Consider the following 21,759-nt stretch of genomic DNA (forward strand, 5'->3'; position numbering starts at 1 on the left):
AGCGCGCAAAAGGCTCAATGCCAACGGATGGCGTATTTCCCCTTGGATAGCCGCGCAGGACTGGCTAAACTTTCCGTAACCTTCTGACACGACTCGGCTTTCGGCGTTTGTTCGCCTGCAGGTCGAAGACGGCGGGCGACGATTAAGAAAGACTCCGCTATTGCGCGGGAAGCCACGAAAAAACACCAAGGGCGCCGATATGCAGCGAATCATCCGCAGAACGTTAATTGCTCTGTTGAGCATTCTTTGTCTGTTGATTCTGGGGATATGGGGGCTCGGCCCCTACGTCGCCAAAGACGCGCTCACCAAATACTTCGCTGAGCACAACGCAGAGTTTTCTGCGGAATCCCTCTCCATCAATCCCTTCACTTCCGAAATCAACGGCCGCGGCGTCAAAGTTACGACCCCACGAGGATTAGAACTCAAGTTCGAAGCCCTGCAGGTCTCCGCGCAGTTGACGCCTTTGTTTGAAAACACCGTGGTCGTCGACAAAATTGCTCTGGACGGCCTGCATCTGAATATCGCTCAGGAACAGGAAGGCTGGCGCGTCGCCGGAGTGCTGTTCCCAACGGGAGCCGAAGAGTCTCCGGCCCCTGCTCAGGAATCAGCCGGGGAAGACTGGACGATCAGCCTGCCCTCTATTCAGTTGCGCAATTGCACACTCAATATCAGCCGACTGCCGCCAGCGGACGCCGCCGATCAAGCCCCCTTACAAGACGAGATTCGCCTGTTCAGCCTCAACCTGAAGAACATAAAAGGCAAAGGCGCGGAGTGGAACGGTTTCGCGGATGTGATGACTCAGGTGAACGGCGCCGATATCGTTCTCGCCACCGAGTTTCGCGTCGGCCCGGACAAGTTCGTGCAGTGGCTGGACATCAGTTCGCTCAAGGCCAGAATGCAGCAGTTCGCCCATTATCTCCCCGCCGATCTGCGCGACAGCAACGCCAGCCTGGACCTGAATGCGGAAATCGTGGTGGATTGGCGCAACGGCGCTCTGACCCTGACCACAACCACCAAAAAGCTGGATATATCTCAGATCGACGTGAAGCTTAAAGATATGACCATCGAAAGCGACATCACCAGCATCGATCTGAACCCACTACAAATCAGCATCGCGCCGGAAGGCGAACCGGAAATCGCCTTCAACGGTAAGATCCACAGCGGTAAAACCCGCGTCAACGACAGCGCCGGACGCTATATCCTGGCGGGCTGGGACAAACTGGATCTGACGCCGGTCTCCTTCAGCATGGACGAGGCGCTTAACGTCAAGGTGGATCAGATCAGCTCACAGAATCTGGTACTGTCGCGCTCCGCCCTCGACAACGAAGAGCTGCCGCCGCTATTGCAAGCGGGCACCCTGTTTGTGTCGAATGTGGAAGCCAGCGACAAACGGGCGTTTATCGAAATGGTGGAGTTGAGCGACATACGCTCCAATGTGCATCTGGATAAAGAACGCAATCTGATTACCCTGGCGCCGCTTTCGGCGAACGCTCCGGCAGAAGAAGAGGCGTCGCAAACGCCGCAAACCGAGGCACAAGCCACCGCTGAAGCGCCCCCTGCCCCTGCGGACGATACACCGGAAAGTTCGCCATTCAATCTGGTGATCAATCAAATCTCCGTCAAAGGAGACTCCTTGCTCAGCTTCACCGATGAAGGCGTGAAGCCGCCTTTTCAGCAGGATATCCGCATCAACTCTCTGGTCGCTGAAAGCCTGACCACCGAGAACCCGGAACAGGCGTTCCATATCACCATGGAGGCGCAGACTGACCAATACTCCAAAATTCAGTCCGACACGCGCATCTGGCCATTCGCGCCCAAGCTGTCACTCGACACCCGCACCAATATTGCGGAAATAAACCTGCCGCCGGTATCGCCTTACCTGAGCGACGCCTTGGGTTATGACATCAACAACGGACAGTTTGATATGAACCTCGCCATGACCATTGATGAGGGACGCATCAGCGGCGACACCAAAATCATGCTGCGCGGCATGGATCTGGGGGCGGACAAAAGCCCTGACGCCAGCACCGTTCAACAAGGCGGAGCGATACCCTTAAACGTGGCGCTGGGAATGCTGAAGGATGGCGCCGGCAATGTGGAGCTCGCCATGCCGCTGTCCGGGGACGTCGACAGCCCCAGCTTCGGCTGGAGCGGATTTGTCGCTCTGATTGCGCAGAAAGCGATATTCGAAGCCGCCAGCGGCTATCTCATCAAAACGTTCGTGCCCTACGCCAATGTCGTCACGGTAGTGAAGTTCGCAGGCGAACAGGCGCTGAAAGTCCGTATTGAGCCACTGCCCTATCAGGCTGGCCAGTCTGACGTCGGCCCAGAGCAACAGGCGTTCGTCAACGAATTCCGCCAACTGCTGCTGGACAAAGAGGACATGCAAGTGAAAACCTGCGCCATCGTCGCCCCCGCAGAACTGAACTATCCGTCCGACACGAAAGCCCTGACGGTAGAACAACTGAAGACGTTAAAACAGTTGGCGGAGGATCGAGGCCAGAAGTTCAAAGCGAAGGTGCTGGAAGGCGGAAAGATCGCCTCCTCCCGCATCCTGCTGTGTAATCCTGAAGTGGAAAAAGACAGCGACGGCAAAGGCCGCATCGAATTCGAAATCTAAGGGGGCCTCAGGTAGTTTTCAGAGATTCCCTAAGGTAAGGGCGCTGCCGCGCCCTGGCTTAACTCGCCGCTCTCTCCGGCGGCGTCGCCTCCCTGACGACAGTTTCCTCTCCCCGCACCCAGGACGCCAGGGTCATCTGTCCAAGCGATGCTTCCATCGCAGCCGTCACGCCCTTGGCGATAGCGTCCACGGATTTATCCGAATAAAGTGAAGCAGGCAGGCTGTGCTCCGGCGAACGCAGCACGTGCATCAATTCCGCCAGGGTAATGCGGTCCAAAGGCCGGGCGGGAATCAGAGAATCCGCTTCGTCTCCCATAATGGCCAATACGCCCTTCTTCAACAGTTTATCGATGATGCGCTGAATAGTCTCAGGGCCTACCGATAAGGTGTCCTCCAGGTCAGAGATGCTCTCGCCTCCTCCCTGCTGATCGAACTTTTTCGCCACCTTATAAACCAGCGCCAGTCCCGTACGCTCGTCAATCACCGCACAGGGACGCACCCTGCGCTGCCGGGTAATCTGATGAGAATGCTGGGCGTAAAACGCCACCGCCGCCCCCATCAACAGGATCAGCCAGGAGATGTACAGCCAGATCAGGACCAGAATCCCCACCGCAAATCCCGAGTAGATCGCTTCATAGTTGGACGTGCCGACTACAAACTTGGCGAACACATAGCCCGTCGTCTGCCAGGCGATCCCCGCGCCTAACCCGCCAATAAACGCATACCGGGTGCGCACTTTGGTATTGGGGATAAAGCGGTACATAAAAGTGAACAGCGCCACGATGATGACATAAGGCGCCATCCGGGTGGCGAGAGAGAACAAACGCCCAAAAGGTTCGATGCTCAGGACGGTTTGCGCCACGTCCGTGCCCACCAAAGTCGCCGTGGCGCCCATGGCGGAAAACGCCAGCAACGGACCGACGACGATGACGCTGAGGTAAGAACTGAAGCGCTGCGCCAAAGAGCGGATCTGCGACACTCGCCAGATTTCGTTAAAGGAACGCTCCACTTTCTGCACCAGAGAGATGACCGTGTAGATCAACAACCCCAGGCCTACCGACCCCAGCACGCCGACTTTGACGTTATCGACAAACGCGAGCACGTTCTGCACCAGTTCCGGGCCTTTTTCCCCAAACGCCTGGAAAACATTCTCCAGCAACGGCTCCAGCTGATTATGGACGCCAAATCCTTTCAATACGGAAAAGCTCAGCGCCAGCAACGGCACAATGGAGAGCAACGTCGTGTAAACCAGCCCCATGGCGTGCAGCGTGATATGGCCGAATAACACATCGCGCACCACCGCAAACAAGACGCGCGCACTGTGCCATAACACTCGCATCATGCCGCCTGCGGCGCCGCCGGTTTCATTTTCCCAAAGCCAGCGATCCAATCGCGACACCCAGGTTTCTATCGTCGCTTTACTCATAGTTGTTCTCGTTTTGCGCCGAATTCAGACATATCAGGTTGTTCAAAAGCAGCCATCCCGCGTTGTTCTCTCTAAATTGTAGCCGCCGCCCCGCGCACGCCGCCATGCAGGCGGAGCTCGCCATTGCATGGCGTACGTATGACATAAAAATGGACGTCTTGAAAGGCTTGTCGGAAAAGCCAGGTAAAAACATTGTATATCAAGGAGCTGGTTCGTATGTACGCCAAATGTCCTGCTTTCAATGCCAGGATGTTCGCGACTTGATAGGGATGGGATAAGGTTGAATAGCTCAGGCTAAAACAGGAAAACGGGCGCTTTCAGGTAGCGCCCGTTTTTCAGACCACAGTTGCGGATGAAACGGCCGGATTAAAACTGTTTCGCAGCCTCCGCTTCGATTTCCACCCGCCAACGTTCATCGAACAGCCCTTGCACAAACAACAGGGTGGTCGGTAAACCGCCGACATCGAAAGGCAGTCTTTGCTTGGCCTTCTGATAGTCCGCCAGGTCCTCGCGGCTGATCAGATAGAGTCTCACGCTCACCAGATCCTCCATATCCATGTGGTTGGCCTGCAAAACACCCCGCAGATTTCGCCACGCCAACACAATCTGCTCCTCCGCGCTCTCAGGGACCTCTCCCTTGGCGTCAATGCCCAACTGCCCCGCGATATGCAGATGCGTCGAGCCTCGGGGAACTACCGCGCATTGGTGATAGTTGGCGGCGGGAGGAGGAACCGTATCCGGGCTCCAGATAATGTTCATCAGACTTCCCTCGTCAGCATGGTTATGGCGGGGGATTCCGTCAGCATGGCGTTCAGACGACCAAAGTCGCCGATGTCCTTACGCCACAAAATGTAGGCGTCAAAACGTTCTGGGTGCGTCCACTCCTCCAATAGAATCAACGTAGTCTGAGCCTGATCTTTTTCATACAGATGCGCGGACAAGTTACCTGCAAACGTACGCGTAGCGGGAAGAATCTCTGCAAAGAAGTCCTTTACCTTCCGGGCATTTCCGTCTGCTGGCCGCAATTCAAACTGCACTAATATCGCCATGTTTTTCTCCTCGTTTTATGCACTCACACTGGTTGGGAGAAAAGTTTAATTACTTTATATAATCGATAAATAAACTAATATTTCAAAGATAGTCTTATAAAAAAGAACAATTAAGTCATGAAAACAGAATTTCACCGCATGCAGGTCTTCGCTCAAATTGTTGAATCTGGCTCCATCACCAAAGCCGCAGAGCAACTGGATGTTTCAAAATCTGTGATCAGTCACCACCTGCTGGGATTGGAGCAACATCTGGGCGTCAAACTACTGACCCGAACCACCCGCAGGCAGTCTCTTACGGAGGCGGGAAAGCGCTTCTACCAACGCTGCCTGGAAATGAAAAAGCTGATGTCCCTCGCCGAGGAAGAAGTGCGCGACTCCAGCGCAGACCTTGCGGGAGTGATCACCGTTACGTCGCCCCACACTCTTATGACTCACTTAATTGGGCCCGCCATGTGCGAGTTCATGCAACGCCATCCGCGCATCGAACCCCACTTGCTGGCCAGCGATATGCGTCTCAACCTGATCGAGAAATATATCGACTTGTCAGTGACTGTCGGCGAATTACCCGACTCCAGCGCCAGAGCCGTAAAAATCGGCGAACTGGAGCAAGTGCTATGCTGCGCGCCGGCGTATATGCAACGCCAACAAATATCTCCTCCAATTGCGTCAATGGAGTTTCAAAATTTCGACTACATCGCCAATCAATGGGAGGGCGTCAATGTAGAGCGCAGATTCTTTGTCGGTAAAGAACAGAACCTGACTTATCGTTTCCGCTCTACTCGGGTCGGCGACAGCGTTCCCACTATTCGCATGATGACGCTGGCCGGACTTGGCGTCGCCTGCCTGCCCAGGCTGGCTATTGAGGAGGAATTAAAAAGCGGACGACTGACTCGCCTGACGCCGGAAGGTATGACATTGAAAGCTCCGCTGTGGATTGTTCATAACTATGGTTTGCAGATGCCGACGCGGATCAGGGCTTTCATTGATTTCGTGAAAGCCAAAGCGGAGACGCAGACTTTCTGACATGAAGAATACGCCAGTTATATAAAGCAGGCGCACTCAATAAAGCGACTATTGTCTATTACGCTCTATTCACCCCAAATAGTCGCCACCACTCTTCTCACTCCGCCATGATTACGGTGTTCACATAGATATATACCTTGCCATGTTCCGAGATTAAAACGTCCATCGGTGATCGGCAAACTAACGCTGCACCCCAACAGGCTGGATTTAAGATGAGCCGGCATATCATCGGAACCTTCATCGAGATGGCGATAATAGGGTTCATTTTCTGGAACTGCGTGATTGAAGTAGCTTTCAAAGTCCTGGCGAACGGTTGGGTCCGCATTTTCATTTATCGTCAATGACGCGGATGTATGCTTTATAAAGAGCTGCATCATCCCAACTCTGAATGTCTTGAGTTCTGGAAGTTCCCGCGCTATTTCATCAGTGATCAAATGAAATCCCCGTTGTCTGGGCTTCAAGCGTATTTCTTTCTGCAGCCACATATATTCGCCATCTCAACTCAAATTGCTTCAAATGGGAACTTTACCACAGGCCAACAGCGAACGCCTGAGGTTCCTTGAGCGTTACCGCATTGCGTTTTTTACAAGCTCCAGTTCTGCTACATATACGGTTCCTTCTATATCAGAAGCAGTCTTCAGCGGTATGCTGGTTGGATTCAGGATCAAGATATTGGAGGGAAACAAGCTTTCCGGTTTTCAACTTGGATAGATTAATCCAATTCGCCTTTTTCTACGTAAGCTGACGCCAGGTGTAAATGGCGTATTGCAACACCCAGACATAAATTTGAAATCTCATTGAAGGCTTCTCTCAACAATACAGTCCATATAAATCTCAGAGATTATCTGCGCACACCGTCCTTCGCCACCTGCGCTATCATCCGACACAATGACGCGTCTAACCTAATGCCACGCCTGAATTTTTTAGCGCCGCAATAGAGAGATCGCTCTAATTTAAAACCACCTGAACATGAAAATCAGAGCCCCGACAGCAGCGCTTTGCGACCCAAGAATGAGACAGTGGTCATGTACTTTTATATTTACGACGAAAGTTATTTGCCTCTTATTAACATTCGATAATAATATTTCTTATAATTTTCTGGAAATTTAAACTGTTAACGACTATAAAAACCAGAACGCCGTTGTTGCATTAACCAGAGGAGATAAGAATGAAAAAACTAAACGCTTATAATTCCGCAAAAGCTGAGCTCGAGGCGCTGCAAAAAAGGATCGAAAGTCTGGAAAAAGACGAAGGCCTTAAGAAAGAGCTGGAGTTTAAAAAGAAGCTTGAAGATCTGATGGCCAAATACGACGTCAACCTGGACGATGTATTGAAGATGTACGGCAAAGAAAAGACTTCGCCGAAGCAAGACAAGCGTCGCGGCAGCCGTCCTTTAAAAGTGTATAAAAACCCAAAAACCGGTGAAGTTGTTGAAACCAGAGGCGGCAATCACAAGTTGCTGAACGAGTGGAAACAAAAGTTCGGTAAAGAGAAAGTTGAAAGCTGGCTGGTCGCATAATTAACGCCAGTTATATTGCCGACCCTAAGCGTCGCGCAACAGCGTAATAACAATAAGGACGTACTATTTACCGCTAATCAGAATGATTGAAGTCGCCAGCCCGGAATGCGCTGGCGATTTCTGACGTCGCAACTTTTATAAAGTTGCGACGTATCCTTCCAGCACTGTATCTCTACTTGCTATAAACGCACTTGCCGTTCTTCCCGATGGGCGAATGCCGCAATATTGTCTCCCGTTTTATCCACCAGTCGTTGTCTCGCTTCCCGACTGGACCAGGCGCAATGCGGCGTAATAATTAGATTGGGAATATCCTGCGCCAGTAATAGATTGCCATTTACCGGCGGTTCTTCCGTCAGCACATCAAACCCGGCGCCGCCAAGACGACCGTTACGCAGCGCATCCGCCAGCGCCGCCTCGTCCACCAGGCCACCACGCGCCGTGTTAATCAACAGAGCGTCAGACTTCATCAAAGCCAACTCCACAGCGCCAATCATATTGCGCGTATCTTCGGACAACAGGCAGTGAAGGCTGAGCACATCCGCCTGAGCCAACAGTTCCTCCAGCGGCAGGTAATTCACGCCATCCCTGACACCCGGCTCAGTTCCCGGACGGGCGCCGACTTTGACTTCCATGCCGAAGGCCTGCGCCACCGCGCCGGCGGCCCGCCCCAGGTCGCCATATCCGACAACGCCGAATACTTTGCCGCTTAGCTCGCGAATAGGGTAATCCATCAGACAAAATTGTCGGGCTCGCCCCCAGTCTCCCCGCTCCACTGCAGCAGTGTAGCGCAGCAGGTTATTCGACAGCGCCAGCACCATGGAGAACACATGTTGAACAATAGTGGCGGTTCCATAATGAGCGACATTCCTGACTTCCACGCCATGCTTCTTCGCCGCCGCCATGTCTATATTGTTCACGCCAGTGGCGGTGACGGCGATCAGCTTTAATTCAGGGCTGCCAACCATGTGCGCTTCATTCAAAACCACTTTGTTGACAATAACGATATCCTTGCCGGCAATGCGTTCAGCCACTTGCTCCGAGGTGGTCGCCGCGTAGCTGTCAAAGGTGGTCACATGTTCTTTTAATGAGTCCAGACTGACGTCCGCGCCCAGACTTTCGGCATCCAATATCACAGCTTTCATGAAGATAAGTCTCCCCTTTCCGTATTCCGGCTCTACAGGATTCGATAACATCGGCTATAAATTGTAAGAACAATGACAACAATACCCATCGAGCGCGGGAACTTTTCAAAATCGTGAACTTTATACGCTCTTTTCGGGGGCTTATTCAATGCGCCCGCCAGCGCCGCCAGCATGGAGCGGCCTCACTCCTTTTTCGCAGCGCAGCCATGTGCGGATTATTCCTGCTGTGCACGCAGGCTTTCGCTTCGACCTATAACTCCATTCAACTCACTTCCCGCCAGGAACGTCTGGAGGTCGCCCCTTATCTCTGGTGGGTGGCGGAAACCCATGGAGAAATTAAAATCCAGGATATTCTGGAGCGCAAAACCGCCCCGATGGGATGGCGGCAAAACAGCCGCTTCGATCCTAACTTCGGTCTCGATGTATCGCCGCACTGGTTTCGCTTCAGCGTCACCAACGCCGGCGCCGAGCCCGTGGAGCGCTGGCTGGAAATCAGTTATCCGGTATTGGACGACATCAAGGTCTATTTGACGGAAGAGGAAAAAATCGTCGAAGCCTATCACAGCGGCGACACGCTTAATTTCAGCGAGCGTCCCGTGTTTCACCGCAACTTTATTTTCCCGTTCAAGTTCAAACCGCACAGCAAGTCGACGGTTTATATCCGCATCGAGACTCAGGGCGCACTGGAATTACCGGCGGATCTCTGGTCTCCCACCGCCTTTGTGCAGGCGGATCAGTGGAAGCTCGCCGCCCAGTTCCTCTTTAGCGGCATCATGCTGGCTATGGCTGCTTACAATCTCGCCCTGGGGTTCGTTATACGCGATCTGACCTTCGTCCATTACGTGGGTTATGTGGTGTCCATCGCGATTGTGCAACTGGCGCTGCATGGCACGCCGTTTCAATTTATCTGGCCGCATTCGCCGCAATGGAATCAGATCAGTCTGGTATTTTTCATAGGCTGTAGCGTCACCTTCGCTTCATTGTTCGGCTATCGATTTCTCAATCTCAACGTGCGCGGGGGAGTCCTGCCGTACATCGGCATCAGTTGCGCCTTTTTCGGCCTGGTCTGCTGCGCGCTTGCGTTCTCCGCCAGCTACGCCACCGGCATCAAAATAGCTGTGCTGGCCACCGGGGTGGTGTCGATAACCTGGCTGGTCATCGGCCTTCTGCAATGGTCGCGCCGCGAGCCCACCGCCGCCTACTTCACCCTGGCCTGGGCTGTCTTCCTGTTTGGCAATATCGCTATTTCTCTGGAGAAAATCGGGCTGATTCCGAATCTGACGATTATTGGATTCATGCCACAGATAGGCGCCTGCCTGGAAGTGATGATTTTCTCCCTGGCTTTGGCGCAACGCATCAATATTGAGCGCCGCCGCCACATCTCCATGCGTGAGCTGGCGCTGCATCGCGAACGCAGCGCCCGGGAGGCGGAGCAGTCAATGCTGATGGCGCAGCAGCAAGCCAACGACGAGCTGGAGCGCCGCGTCGCCATCCGCACGGAAGAACTCAATGAGGCGATGAAAAAGCTGTCTGTCGCTCATGAGCAGCTCAATGAAATCGCCACGTTCGATCAGCTCACCCAATTGAAGAACAAGGCCAGTTTCGAACGCGTGCTGATGCAGGAGTGGAGCCGCTGCTCCCGCTCTATCTCCGCGCTGTCACTGGTATTTATAGATATCGATCGCTTTCAGAGAGTTAATCAGCAGTTCGGGCAATTCGCCGCCGACACCTGCCTGCAGGTTCTCGCCAAGTTGATCAGTTCGATGGCGCGCCGCGCCGGAGACAGCATTTTCCGTTATGAAGGGGATTGTTACGTGCTGGTGCTGGCGCATTGCTCCGCTGAGGGCGCCCTGCAACTGGCGGAGTTGATTCGCTCACGCACGGAAGCCACCTTGATACAGGTGGATGAAGCCCGCTTCAGCGTCACTATCAGTATTGGCCTGTCCAGTGACATTCCCAGCCAGGGCTGGGAGCCGCAGGATCTGATGGAGCGCGCCCGGGAAGCTTTGGCCGAAGCAAAAATGAACGGCGGCAACGGCGTCAGCTTCCGCATGTGACTAACGCAGGCGGATCAGCGCTCCTGTAACGCCTGCAACAACAACTCGCCAACATCAATGCCGTTGGTGGCGTGAATCACGGTATTACAACTGACCGTCCGTTCGATAGGCGCCGCCTGGATCGCATGATAAGCGTCGTCCGCGAACACGGCGTGCACGCCAATGCAGACAGGGCGATGCAGACCCGCCGCCACCAGTTCCGCAGCGGCTTCAATCATAGTGCGGCCGGTAGAAATGATATCGTCCACCATCACCGGAGAATACTCCCGGTACTTCTCCGCATTCGTAGCGTCGATAATGACGTCTTTGTCGCCCAGGCGGGTTTTGCTGAACACCAGACGGTCGCACCCCGCCAACTCCGCCACATGGCTGACCCACTGATCGCTTTCGCTGTCCGGCCCGACAATGACCGGCTTGTCCAGATGCGTGCGAATCCAGTCCGCAATCGCCGGCGCCGCCGCCAATGAGCGGGCGGGAATCGTGTAAAGCTCGTCCAGCGAGTGATAACGATGCAGATGAGGGTCGATCGTCAGCAGGCGATCAAAGTGGGCGGAAATCATGCGGGCGAAATAGCGCGAGGTCACGCCCTCGCCGGGATGAAAGCGAATGTCCTGACGCATGTAGGGCAAATAAGGCGCCACCAGGGTGATATGCTCCACGCCCAGATCCCTCAGGGTGGCGGCGAATAACAAAACGGGCAAAATTTTCTGATCCGGGTTGGAAAGATCAGCGCACACAATCGCTTTTTTCGGTGTTTCCCCTTCGATGCGAATATAGGTTTCGCCATCGGGAAACTGCCGCATTTGGTAGTTACCGACGTCCATCCCGGGGGCGGCGGCGAGCTTCTCAGCCACCGGATGCCCCGGCGCCAGGTTGTAAAGCAACATTATAGACTTTCCTCTTCTATACGGATTTCATTGGGGTGATCGCGCAAAAAGTCCAGTGCGTACGCCAGTTCGCCAGGCGCTTCCGCATAGATGCTGAACAGCGGGTCTCCCACCCTCACCTTTTGCCCCAATTTAACATGGAAGTCCACACCCGCAGACGGGTTTGAGGGCGCTCCCGCAAGTTTCGCCAACTTGGACACGAAACGGTTATTTACGAAGGAAACCACTCCAACCCGATCGGCGGTGGCTTCATAACAGTGCGGCGCCAGCGCTGGCTCATGGAATCCCCCCTGCGCTTCGCAAATAGCCATGAATTTGTTTAACGCTGCGCCGGACTCCAGTGTTTCTCTGGCGCGAGCGACGCCGGCGCCATGGCTGGCGACGCCGCCTATCTCCAGCAAACGTCCGGCCAGCGTCAACGCCCGTTCGCGCAGATCAGACGGCGCTTCCGCCTGATTACGCAGCACCGCCAATATGTCCCGCGCCTCCAGGGCCGGCCCAATGCCTCGGCCGACCGGCTGCGCGCCGTCAGTGAACATCGCCTCTACCTGAATGCCCAGCTTCTCTCCGGTATAACGCATATGGGAGGCAAGACGCTCCGCATATTCCGGGCTGCGCACTTTGGCGGTCATGCCGATAGGAATATCTATCAGCACATGGGTGGAGCCCGCCGCCACTTTTTTGGAAATAACCGAGGCCACCAGCTGCCCTTCGCTATCCAGATCCAGCGCCCGTTCGATGCGAATCAGCACGTCGTCCGCCGGACTCAGACTCACTGATCCGCCCCAGGCGATGCAGCCGCCTTCCTGCTCCACCACTTTCTTCATTTGCGCCAGAGAAAGGTTCACCGGCGCCATCGTCTCCATGGTGTCGGCGGTGCCCGCAGGCGACGTAATGGCGCGGGAAGATGTCTTCGGCATGCGCAGGCCGCAGGCGGTGACAATGGCGACCACAATCGGCGTGGTGCGGTTGCCCGGCAGACCGCCGACGCAATGCTTGTCCATGATCGGCGAGGTTCCCCAGTCGATGCGCTGGCCTACCTTCACCATGGCGCTGGTGAGCGCCGCCACTTCATCCTGGTTCAAACGACTACCCGCGCAGGCGGTGACGAACGCCGCCAACTGAACGTCTGAATACAGTCCGCCGGCGATATCCCTCACCACCTCGTCAGCGCTTTCCTGAGTCAGCGAGGCGCCATACAGCTTTCCGCGCACATGGCTCATCGAGTCCACCGCTTTGGTGTGACTGAAATAAGCCACCTCGCCGTCTTCCGCATCCAAAAGGCACCAGGCGGCGTCGGACAAACCCGCCTCCTGGTGCGACAACCAGCCGTCGGTGACCTGATTAACCGTCGCAATGATGCTGCGCTTGTTAGTGGTCACCCGCACCCGCGAGTGCGCGTTGAAGCCTTCCGACCGACATACGTGGCAATCCTGCCGCATATACACCACCGGCTCCTGATGGGTGTTAATGCCGATCCGCTTAAGAAATAAATAATTAAGTTCGCGTTGCTGCATAGTGTTTTCCGCAAGTTGTTCGAACTTCACCCCGACAGCTCCGCGCTGGCTCCGCCAACTGTTTCATTGTCGTTGGACTAAGATAATAACAGGCTACATCAGGGCGCATGTAAGACCAGTGTAATAAACACGAGTACGGCTTATCTGCGTTAAGTCAAAAACCCAAGCTCACTCCGCCATTACAGTAGACGGAATGCTTCTTTAATTCCTCAGGGAGTCTCACTATGCATCTGAAATTTCTCGGCGCGGCGGGTACGGTGACAGGGTCTAAATATTTACTTAGTGAGGGCTCCGGGAAATTTTTGCTGGACTGTGGTCTGTATCAGGGGGTGAAAGCCCTGCGTGAACGCAACTGGAAACCCTTTCCCGCCAAGGCGTCGGAGATCAAGTCCGTGGTGCTGAGCCACGCCCATCTGGATCACAGCGGCTACATCCCCGCACTGATGAAACACGGCTTCAAAGGCAAAGTCTTTTGCACTCCCGCCACCTACGCGCTGGCGAAGGTACTGCTGCCGGACTCCGGCTTTCTACAAGAAGAAGACGCCCGTTACGCCAACAAACGCAAGTTTTCCAAGCACAGTCCCGCATTACCTTTGTACACAGAGAAAGACGCTTGGGAAGCGCTGAAGCATTTTGAAACCGTGGACTTCCATGAGAAGTTTTCCCCTATCCACGGCGTTACTGCGGAAATACATCGAGCAGGACATATCCTGGGCGCGGGCAGCGTACAACTGAGCGGAACCAAAGGCTCTATCGTATTTTCCGGCGATCTGGGCCGGCAGGAAGACCGCATCATGTATCCGCCGGAAACCATTGCGGCGGCGGACTATCTGGTGGTGGAATCGACGTACGGCGACCGTCTGCATGATAACGTCGATGTACGCGCGCAACTCAGCGAGGCGATCAACGCCACCGCCAAACGCGGCGGCATCGTCTTGATTCCCTCCTTCGCCGTGGGCCGCGCCCAGCACCTGCTTTACTTAATCCAGTTACTCAAGGCCGACAACAGCATTCCCGACCTGCCGGTGTTCCTCAACAGCCCGATGGCGATCAGCGCCACCGAGATTTTCTGCCACTACCACAAAGAACACCGCCTTACTGCGGAGGACTGCGCCTTGATCGACCAAGGCACGCACTTTGTCCGCAGCGTAGAGGAATCGATAGAACTCAATCGCAAGAAGTTTCCCTGCATCATCGTGTCAGCCAGCGGCATGGCCAGCGGCGGTCGCGTGCTGCACCACCTCAAAACCTTATTGCCCGACCATCGCAACACGATTGTGTTCGCCGGATTCCAGGCGCCGGGCACACGGGGAGACGCCCTCACCCATGGCGCAGAAAGAGTCAAAATTCATGGTGAATATTTCCCGGTGAAAGCGGAGGTGATCAACCTGGAAAGTCTGTCCGCGCATGCGGACTATGCGGAGATTCTGAGTTGGCTGAGAGGCTTCAAGCAGCCTCCCCGCCACACCTATGTCACCCATGGCGAAAGCGTGGCGTCGGATGCATTACGCTTACGCATCGCCGATGAGTTGGGCTGGCGCGCCTCAGCCCCGGAATATCTGGATGAGGCGCAACTGGAGATCTAGTCTTCAATCGCCCATGCGTCGCTTTACTCGCGTGGGCCTTCCGGCAGCGGCAGCAGTTTCGCCTCTTCCGAGGACACTACAGCGACGGCGACAACGTCATTGCTTTGCTCAGGGTGAAAACGACTCCAGTTATCCTGCGCCCTGGCGATGGCGATAATCTGCGACGGCGGCGTCTCTCGCGCATATTTGCGATTGAAGCTTTTCAGCGAATCGCAAAAGTAGCCGTTACAGATATCCGAACGCATTTCCCGTGGGAGACTGCAGCCTTTGTTTGTGTGATTGATGCATGAGCCGCGTATGGACTTGCCGGATAGTTTTTCCAGATAAAGCTGTAGCACATGGCGAGGTCGCAGCTCGGGATTTTCCCGCATAAAACGCCGAATAACGCTGGCCGACAGATAAGCGTGCTCACGCCCACTGGTGCAGCAACCGCCTTTGCACATGGTGCACAGATGCATGTTCATATTGGCCAGAGTTTCAGAGTGCTCCAAAGGCTTATTGTTGGCTTTAGAGCGCGCGCGGCTGGCGAGATCGTCGTCCGTATCCTTAAAGCCGTGCATGCAGGCTTCACTGATGATTTGCGTCAGGAAATCGCGGTACTGCCGAATACGATGTTTCGGCAACGTAGTGAGACGGGTCGGCGCAGTGGGAATAGTGACCGGAGTTCCTTCGGGGTCCAGGCCTTCCGACTTGGCGAGCTGGGCGTATAACGCCTGATTCTGCTTCGCTTCCTCCGCGCTTTGCGTTTCTATCCGGCGTTGCTCAGCTTCCGCGATGACCTTTCTTTCTTGCATCCGCTGACGATGAAATTTCACTTGTGCGTCAAACAAAGCTGGTGGGGTGGCCGCCCGGCGCTCCGCCAGACGTCGACATTCCGGGTTATCGCAAGTGAGTTCCGATGACGCCGCCGCGCCTATCACAACGCGCTGCACAGTCAGACCGCAAATAAAGCAACTCTTAGCGCCATGGCTATTTACGACGCCATGACTGTTGACGACGCCATAATTGGTGGCGCCACCAGGCTTGTTGGCGCCGCCATGCGTATTTACAAACGCAGCGCTGGGCAATGAAGACACGAACCACCTCCTACCGTCACACCGGGCGAATGCGACACCGGCCTGACATGATTATTGTGAAAATCCTCTAACAGTTTCGCGTTCAAATGCTGACGTCGCCGACAGCCGCGTCGATGCAAAACTGCACATTTGCGAAAACGCCTGAACTACATCTATACGCGGCAAAATAATGAATATCCAGTCACGGGCACAGCATTAAATCCGCGTTAGAGTCACCTTTATCGATATAGCGCCCCAGAGTACGCCTCCCTCAGAAAGTTATTGACCCGGGTCATACACACAAACACGGCATAAGTTATGCTCGGAAAGACAGGGATAGATACAGCGGAGTATGGAACATGAAGCTCATGATATGCAGCGCACGCCAACTATTGCGCGCACTGGTTAACTATCGCCAGGGGACGGATATTGCGCTGGAGCAAATTGACGCAGACGAAGGCGCAGTCAATAACGCAATCGCCACATCACTAAAAAGTGCTCAAGGCCAAAGTCGCCTTTACCAATCCGCTGAACCCACCGCCGACCTCCTGTGCAAACGTAAACGGCGTCCACCCGGGCTGCGGTTAAAAATCAGGCTGGTTCGCTTCAGTTTATGCAGTGGCGTATCCCGCGCCGAGCAAGGCGTCAATGAGCTGTCTCGCGCCCAAAACACCCTCTCCGATTACCTCAGCGGGCTATAAAATGAAATGCAAACCCTGTCACAAAAAATTAATGGGAGCGTTTCCATGACAGGTTGGTGACAGCTTAGCTCTCTATATTCGGGAAGAAGCATCGCCCCTGCTTTTTTGCTGATCAAAAAACAGGCGAAAAAGCGAGTTCGTGTTTACAGAAATCTCGTTTTTTCTCAGGCGCTTATACGTTATGCTCGATAAAAATAACAGGAGCAGACCATGAAAGCAGTATCTTCAAAATCTTCCACTCCCTGCGTATTTCCGCACGTTGCAAACAAGCGTAACGGACAATACTCGCCACCGCGCGACTTACTCCTGTAATCCAGTTCAAATCTTACCTAGAATTTCAAGCACAGGAGGTAGACGCATATGCCAATATTTTTCAGGAATGTGAAAACGTTTTTACAAGCCGCCGCCCTTACGCTGGCGCTGGCTCCGACCGCTCATGCAGACGTGCAGAAGTTTCTCATCCCCGCTGGCGAAGGCGGCGGCTGGGACACCACCGCCAGAGAGACCGGCGCAGCGCTCACTAAAATGGGGCTCATCGGCGGCGCCAAGTATGTGAATTATTCCGGCGAAGGCGGCGGACGCGCATTGAACGCGCTGGCGACATCCAAAGATTATAAGGACGCCCTGATGGTGCAGTCGCTGCCGCTGATTCTGCGCAGCCTGTCAGGCGTTTACGAACGCTCGTTCCGGGACGTCACGCCCGTCGCCATGCTGATCGCTGAATATCAGGTCGTCGTGGTGAACAAAGACTCTCCCTATCAAAACATGAATGACCTGCTGGCGGCCATCAAAGAAATTGGCAAGCGCAAGCCTATCGTAGGCGGCTCCGCCAAAGGCAGCCTGGACCACATTACCGCGCTGGCGGTACTGGAAGCGGCCAACATGTCCTCTAAAAAACTGCGTTACTCCGCCAGCGACGGCGGTGGCGACGCCATGCGTAAATTCTCCAACGGTTACGCCCTTGCGATGGTGACCGGCATGGGGGAGGTCGTAAAACAGATCAAGTCCGGCGAGCTGCGCGCACTGGGCGTCACCAGCGCCGAGCGTCTGGAAGGGTTTGATATTCCAACCATGAAAGAACAAGGTCTGGACGTTGTTCTCGCCAACTGGCGCGGTTTCTTCGTCGCTCCCGGCACCCCGGACAAAACCGTCACCAAATATGCGGACATGCTCGCCGCGCTGGACAAGTCTCCAGACTGGAAAACCGTCAGACTGAAATACGGCTGGGAATCTCTATACATTCCGACGCAGGACGCCAGAGGTTTCCTGGAAGAGCAAGAAGTCACCATCCGCAGACTGCTTAACAGCATCTAAGCGCACTCAAGCAGATTTCAAACATCCGCACTTAACAAGGGGCCCCAATTTGGCGGCCCTTTTTTATTTCTACTCCCCACTTCTTTATTTCAAATCAAAGTTCCCAGACTCCAGCGCTGCGCCTCCTCTTAGAGCAAGTTAGCGCCATACCCTGACGTTATTTTCATTCGGCGCCAGCCTGATCATATTTCAACCTCATCGCCCGCAACGCTTATGAACACCGGCGTCCAAGTATTCAGGCGATCCACATTATTACTTTTTACTGTAACTTATTTTTAATATTAAACATCTAAAACACCCACTAAACGGCGCAAAAATGCTGACGAGATTGAAATATGCAAGAAATATTTAGTTTGTATTCTAAGTATCAACTGTATAGAATCCTCCACCCCATGAGAAACGAAATTACTGCTATGCACATTCCAGACAGGCGTCAGTCAGAGATTATTCTGCGTACGCCCACCGCCGAAGACGGCCCTTCCGTTCACCAACTCATCTCACGCTGTCCGCCACTGGACGAAAATTCGGTTTACTGCAACCTGCTGCAATGCACGCATTGGGCGAACACCTGCGTCATAGCGACAAGCGTTGATGAAAGTGAAAAGCAAAAGCCAGGAGGATTTATTTCCGGATACCTCCTGCCGGAAGACGCCAACACCCTTTTCATCTGGCAGGTGGCGGTTGATAGAACCATGCGCGGAAAAGGGCTGGCGGGACAGATGTTGCGCGCCATTCTGGCGCGGGACGCCTGCCGAAACGTATCGCACCTGCAAACAACCATTAATCCCAGCAACCAGGCCTCCTGGAAACTGTTCGAAAAACTGGCCCAGTACTTGGGAGCGGACATGCAGCGACGCACTCTGTTCGATGCGTCGCAGTTTACTGACGATCACGAAGAAGAAGTTTTATTGACCATAGGCCCGTTCGACCCATCCTGTCTGCGCGATTGACGCGGACTTAAGCGATCCGGTCGCAGGACCTGTATCCAGAGCAAAGGAGTGCATCCGGATACAAATCAGACGGCGGAGCATTTCGCTGTCGCGGGCTCACCGCACCATGTTTGACATTCATCCGCTACGACAAGGAGAAACCATGAATATTTTCCAAGAAGTAGAATCCGGCGTACAAAGTTACGCCCGCTCATTCCCCAAAATCTTCAACAAGGCCAAAGGCGTGCACCTGTATGACGTTGACGGCGAAAAGCACCTCGATTTTCTGGCTGGCGCCGGTACTTTGAACTACGGCCATAACAACCCTGCGCTGAAAGAAGCGTTGCTTGAATACATCAGCCAGGACGGCGTCGCCCACGGTCTCGATATGCATACCGACGCCAAAGCGCGTTTCCTGACTGAATTCAAAGAGCGCATCCTGGACCCACGCAAGCTGGAATATGTGGTTCAGTTCACCGGCCCCACCGGCGCCAACGCCGTGGAAGCCGCACTCAAGGTCGCCCGCAACGTCACCGGAAGGCACAATGTTGTGGCCTTTACCAATGGCTTTCACGGAGTCACTCTGGGCTCTCTGGCGGCCACTGGTAACAGCCACCACCGCGATGCTGCGGGCGTGCCGTTGAACAGTGTCACTCACCTACCCTACGACGGCTATCTGGGCAAGGACGTGGACACCAGCAAACTCCTCGACAAGATGATCGCCGATAACAGCAGCGGCCTGGACCTGCCTGCGGCGGTCATTCTGGAAACGGTGCAGGGCGAAGGCGGCCTGAACGTGGCCAGTGAGCGCTGGTTGCGCAATGTTGAGGCGATCTGCCGCAAGCACGACATTCTGTTGATCGTGGATGACATCCAGGCAGGCTGTGGACGCACGGGGACCTTTTTCAGTTTCGAGAAAGCTGGCATCAAACCGGATATTGTGACCCTGTCGAAATCCCTCAGCGGATTCGGTCTTCCTTTCGCCGTCACCCTGATCAAGCCCGAGTATGATCAGTGGAAACCCGGCGAACATAACGGCACTTTCCGCGGCAACAACCACGCTTTCATTACCGCCGCCGCCGCGATTCGTCACTACTGGTCAAGCCCGGACTTCGCCGCAGAGATCGAACGCAAAAGCGAAATTCTGCGCACCGAGTTGAACAAAATTGCCGATAAACACGGCAAGATGCTCATGCAGGCGAGAGGTCGCGGCATGATGCGCGGCCTGAATTGTCGCGACGGAGAACTGGCCGCCGCTATCTGTAAGCGCGCGTTCCAGAAAGGCCTGATCATCGAGACCAGCGGCTCTGAATCCCAGGTAGTGAAATGCCTGTGTCCGCTGGTGATCTCAGAGCAGGAACTCAAAGAGGGACTGGCGACGCTGGCGCAGTGCGTGGAAGACGCATTGGTCCATGAAATCAGCAAGGCCAGCTGATAGCCCTCTTGCGCCTTTTATCTTTGTACACAAGTACATCTTTGTACACAGGTACATCTTTGTGAACAGGAACGCCTTTATACACAGGTATACCTTTATACATCCGTCACGAATTCAGACTTATTGCAGGAGTCAATTGCAATGATCGTTAGAACACTGGAACAAGCCCGCCAATCCGATCGCAGAGTGAAAGCGGACAACTGGGAAAGCGTCCGTATGCTGTTGAAAGACGACAACATGGGCTTTTCCTTCCATATCACCACTTTATACGCCAACAAGGAAACGCCGATTCATTATCAAAATCATCTCGAATCGGTGTATTGCATCTCCGGTGAAGGCGAGGTGGAAACCGTCGCCGATGGCGAAGTCTACGCCATCAAACCCGGTACCCTTTACGTGTTGGATAAACACGACAAACACCTGCTGCGCGCCTTTAGCGAAATGACCGTCGCCTGCGTCTTCAATCCGCCGCTTAACGGCAAAGAGACTCACGACGAGAATGGCGTGTACCCCCTGGAAGCAGAAACCATAATGGAGTAGAGCAAAACCATGAACATGATTCTTGATAAAGCCCACCTCACCCCACCGGACCCCTATCCTTCGCGCAAAAGTTCGGAAGTCTGCATTCTCAAGCGCTGCGACCCGGTGGTTTACAGTGAGTACGACGCCGACTGCCCTCTGACTCAAGAGCAGGTGGAAAGCTACGACAAAAACGGCTTCCTGATGCTGCCCGAACTGTTCACTCAGGAAGAAGTCGCGCTGCTGACTGAAGAAATGGAGAGAATGCGCCGCAATCCCATGATCGCCAAGCGCAAGGAAACCATTACAGAGCCGGAAAGCCAGTCGGTGCGCTCCATATTCAGCGTACACCAGCTTAGCCCGCTGTTTTCCAGACTCGCCACCGACCAGAGACTGATGAACATCATTCGTTTCATCCTCGGCGACGACCTGTATATTCACCAGTCCCGTCTGAACTACAAGCCCGGATTCCGCGGCAAGGAGTTCAACTGGCACTCGGATTTCGAAACCTGGCACGTGGAAGACGGCATGCCCCGCATGCGCGCCCTCAGCGCTTCCATTACCTTGACCGAAAACTTCGAGTACAACGGTCCATTGATGCTGGTGCCCGGCTCGCATCAATACTACATCGCCTGCGTCGACGGCACGCCGGAGGATAACTACAAGACATCGCTGAAGCGCCAGGAGTATGGCGTTCCCGACGAGATCGCCCTGAGCACGCTGGTCAACGAAGGCGGCATCGCCACCGCCACCGGCAAACCCGGCTCCGTGATATTGTTCGACTGCAACACCATGCATGGCTCCAACAGCAATATCTCGCCCTTCCCGCGCTCCAACGCCTTCTTTGTTTATAACGCCTGGAGCAATCGCCTGGAGACGCCTTTCAGCGATCATCGGCCGCGCCCGGAATATATCGCTTCCCGGCAAGCGACTGCGCCGCTTAAGGCCGGATCACTGACCGATCCCTCTTGAGCCAGATC

19 protein-coding genes are annotated in these 21,759 nt (G+C 54.5%); 11 read left to right on the top strand and 8 right to left on the bottom strand.

Features of this window, described 5'->3' with window-relative positions; translation table 11 throughout:
- Positions 1 to 199 precede the first annotated feature (199 nt).
- Complete coding sequence (locus tag ONV78_RS18720; RefSeq protein ID WP_279505420.1) at positions 200 to 2,620, top strand: DUF748 domain-containing protein; 2,421 nt, start codon at positions 200 to 202, stop codon at positions 2,618 to 2,620.
- 58 nt (positions 2,621 to 2,678) lie between these two features.
- Here ONV78_RS18720 and ONV78_RS18725 read toward each other — a convergent pair whose 3' ends face one another.
- From ONV78_RS18725 to ONV78_RS18735, 3 genes are all read right to left on the bottom strand, one after another.
- Positions 2,679 to 4,046, bottom strand: coding sequence for a YihY/virulence factor BrkB family protein (locus ONV78_RS18725; protein WP_216735668.1), 1,368 nt, complete (start codon positions 4,044 to 4,046; stop codon positions 2,679 to 2,681).
- A gap of 366 nt (positions 4,047 to 4,412) precedes the next feature.
- Positions 4,413 to 4,805: a RidA family protein gene (locus tag ONV78_RS18730; protein WP_279505422.1), complete on the bottom strand. Its 393-nt coding sequence runs from the start codon at positions 4,803 to 4,805 to the stop codon at positions 4,413 to 4,415.
- Entirely contained in the window at positions 4,805 to 5,095 is a 291-nt protein-coding gene (locus ONV78_RS18735) for an antibiotic biosynthesis monooxygenase (RefSeq protein WP_279505424.1), read from the bottom strand. The genes ONV78_RS18730 and ONV78_RS18735 overlap by 1 nt, the downstream gene beginning before the upstream one ends.
- A 117-nt stretch (positions 5,096 to 5,212) precedes the next feature.
- Between ONV78_RS18735 and ONV78_RS18740 the strand changes: the two genes are divergently transcribed.
- A complete protein-coding gene (locus tag ONV78_RS18740; protein WP_279505425.1) occupies positions 5,213 to 6,118 on the top strand; it encodes a LysR family transcriptional regulator in 906 nt (301 codons plus the stop codon).
- Positions 6,119 to 6,183: 65 nt separating this feature from the next.
- Here the strand turns inward: ONV78_RS18740 and ONV78_RS18745 are convergent, their stop codons facing one another.
- Positions 6,184 to 6,603 carry a secondary thiamine-phosphate synthase enzyme YjbQ gene (locus ONV78_RS18745; protein ID WP_279505428.1) on the bottom strand — a complete coding sequence of 140 codons (420 nt, stop codon included), beginning with the start codon at positions 6,601 to 6,603 and terminating at the stop codon, positions 6,184 to 6,186.
- Between the two features lie 683 nt (positions 6,604 to 7,286).
- On the opposite strand from ONV78_RS18745, the gene ONV78_RS18750 reads away from it, so the two are divergent.
- Entirely contained in the window at positions 7,287 to 7,637 is a 351-nt protein-coding gene (locus ONV78_RS18750; protein WP_127972969.1) for a histone-like nucleoid-structuring protein, MvaT/MvaU family, read from the top strand.
- Positions 7,638 to 7,816: 179 nt separating this feature from the next.
- On the opposite strand, the gene ONV78_RS18755 is transcribed toward ONV78_RS18750, so the two are convergent.
- Positions 7,817 to 8,779 (bottom strand): D-2-hydroxyacid dehydrogenase, encoded by a 963-nt coding sequence (locus tag ONV78_RS18755; protein WP_279505430.1) that lies wholly within the window; start codon positions 8,777 to 8,779, stop codon positions 7,817 to 7,819.
- 206 nt (positions 8,780 to 8,985) lie between these two features.
- Between ONV78_RS18755 and ONV78_RS18760 the strand changes: the two genes are divergently transcribed.
- Complete coding sequence (locus tag ONV78_RS18760) at positions 8,986 to 10,836, top strand: 7TM diverse intracellular signaling domain-containing protein (RefSeq protein WP_279505431.1); 1,851 nt, start codon at positions 8,986 to 8,988, stop codon at positions 10,834 to 10,836.
- Between the two features lie 14 nt (positions 10,837 to 10,850).
- On the opposite strand, the gene ONV78_RS18765 is transcribed toward ONV78_RS18760, so the two are convergent.
- Both ONV78_RS18765 and ONV78_RS18770 read right to left on the bottom strand, forming a co-directional pair.
- Positions 10,851 to 11,723, bottom strand: a complete 873-nt coding sequence (locus ONV78_RS18765) for a ribose-phosphate pyrophosphokinase (RefSeq protein ID WP_279505433.1) — start codon at positions 11,721 to 11,723, stop codon at positions 10,851 to 10,853.
- On the bottom strand, positions 11,723 to 13,240 hold the full coding sequence (locus ONV78_RS18770) for a thymidine phosphorylase family protein (RefSeq protein WP_279505494.1): 1,518 nt from the start codon (positions 13,238 to 13,240) through the stop codon (positions 11,723 to 11,725). The genes ONV78_RS18765 and ONV78_RS18770 overlap by 1 nt, the downstream gene beginning before the upstream one ends.
- Before the next feature lie 224 nt (positions 13,241 to 13,464).
- On the opposite strand from ONV78_RS18770, the gene ONV78_RS18775 reads away from it, so the two are divergent.
- Entirely contained in the window at positions 13,465 to 14,826 is a 1,362-nt protein-coding gene (locus ONV78_RS18775; RefSeq protein ID WP_279505435.1) for an MBL fold metallo-hydrolase, read from the top strand.
- Positions 14,827 to 14,849: 23 nt separating this feature from the next.
- Here the strand turns inward: ONV78_RS18775 and ONV78_RS18780 are convergent, their stop codons facing one another.
- Positions 14,850 to 15,902 (bottom strand): hypothetical protein, encoded by a 1,053-nt coding sequence (locus ONV78_RS18780; RefSeq protein WP_279505437.1) that lies wholly within the window; start codon positions 15,900 to 15,902, stop codon positions 14,850 to 14,852.
- A 338-nt stretch (positions 15,903 to 16,240) separates the two neighbouring features.
- Here ONV78_RS18780 and ONV78_RS18785 point away from each other — a divergent pair, with 338 nt between their 5' ends.
- The 6 genes from ONV78_RS18785 to thpD all read left to right on the top strand — a co-directional run bounded on the left by ONV78_RS18785 (position 16,241) and on the right by thpD (position 21,751).
- The gene (locus ONV78_RS18785) at positions 16,241 to 16,582 is read left to right on the top strand and encodes a hypothetical protein (RefSeq protein ID WP_279505439.1); all 342 of its coding nucleotides are present in this window, start codon (positions 16,241 to 16,243) and stop codon (positions 16,580 to 16,582) included.
- Positions 16,583 to 16,942: 360 nt separating this feature from the next.
- Positions 16,943 to 17,896, top strand: coding sequence for a tripartite tricarboxylate transporter substrate-binding protein (locus ONV78_RS18790; RefSeq protein WP_279505441.1), 954 nt, complete (start codon positions 16,943 to 16,945; stop codon positions 17,894 to 17,896).
- A gap of 392 nt (positions 17,897 to 18,288) precedes the next feature.
- On the top strand, positions 18,289 to 18,846 hold the full coding sequence (ectA, locus tag ONV78_RS18795; protein ID WP_279505442.1) for a diaminobutyrate acetyltransferase: 558 nt from the start codon (positions 18,289 to 18,291) through the stop codon (positions 18,844 to 18,846).
- 142 nt (positions 18,847 to 18,988) lie between these two features.
- Positions 18,989 to 20,260 (top strand): diaminobutyrate--2-oxoglutarate transaminase, encoded by a 1,272-nt coding sequence (gene ectB / locus ONV78_RS18800; protein ID WP_279505444.1) that lies wholly within the window; start codon positions 18,989 to 18,991, stop codon positions 20,258 to 20,260.
- 141 nt (positions 20,261 to 20,401) lie between these two features.
- The gene (locus ONV78_RS18805) at positions 20,402 to 20,800 is read left to right on the top strand and encodes an ectoine synthase (protein WP_279505445.1); all 399 of its coding nucleotides are present in this window, start codon (positions 20,402 to 20,404) and stop codon (positions 20,798 to 20,800) included.
- A gap of 9 nt (positions 20,801 to 20,809) precedes the next feature.
- Complete coding sequence (thpD, locus tag ONV78_RS18810; protein WP_279505447.1) at positions 20,810 to 21,751, top strand: ectoine hydroxylase; 942 nt, start codon at positions 20,810 to 20,812, stop codon at positions 21,749 to 21,751.
- Positions 21,752 to 21,759 lie beyond the last annotated feature (8 nt).

The sequence above is a fragment of the Hahella sp. CR1 genome (genome assembly GCF_029813005.1).
Lineage (GTDB): Bacteria > Pseudomonadota > Gammaproteobacteria > Pseudomonadales > Oleiphilaceae > Hahella.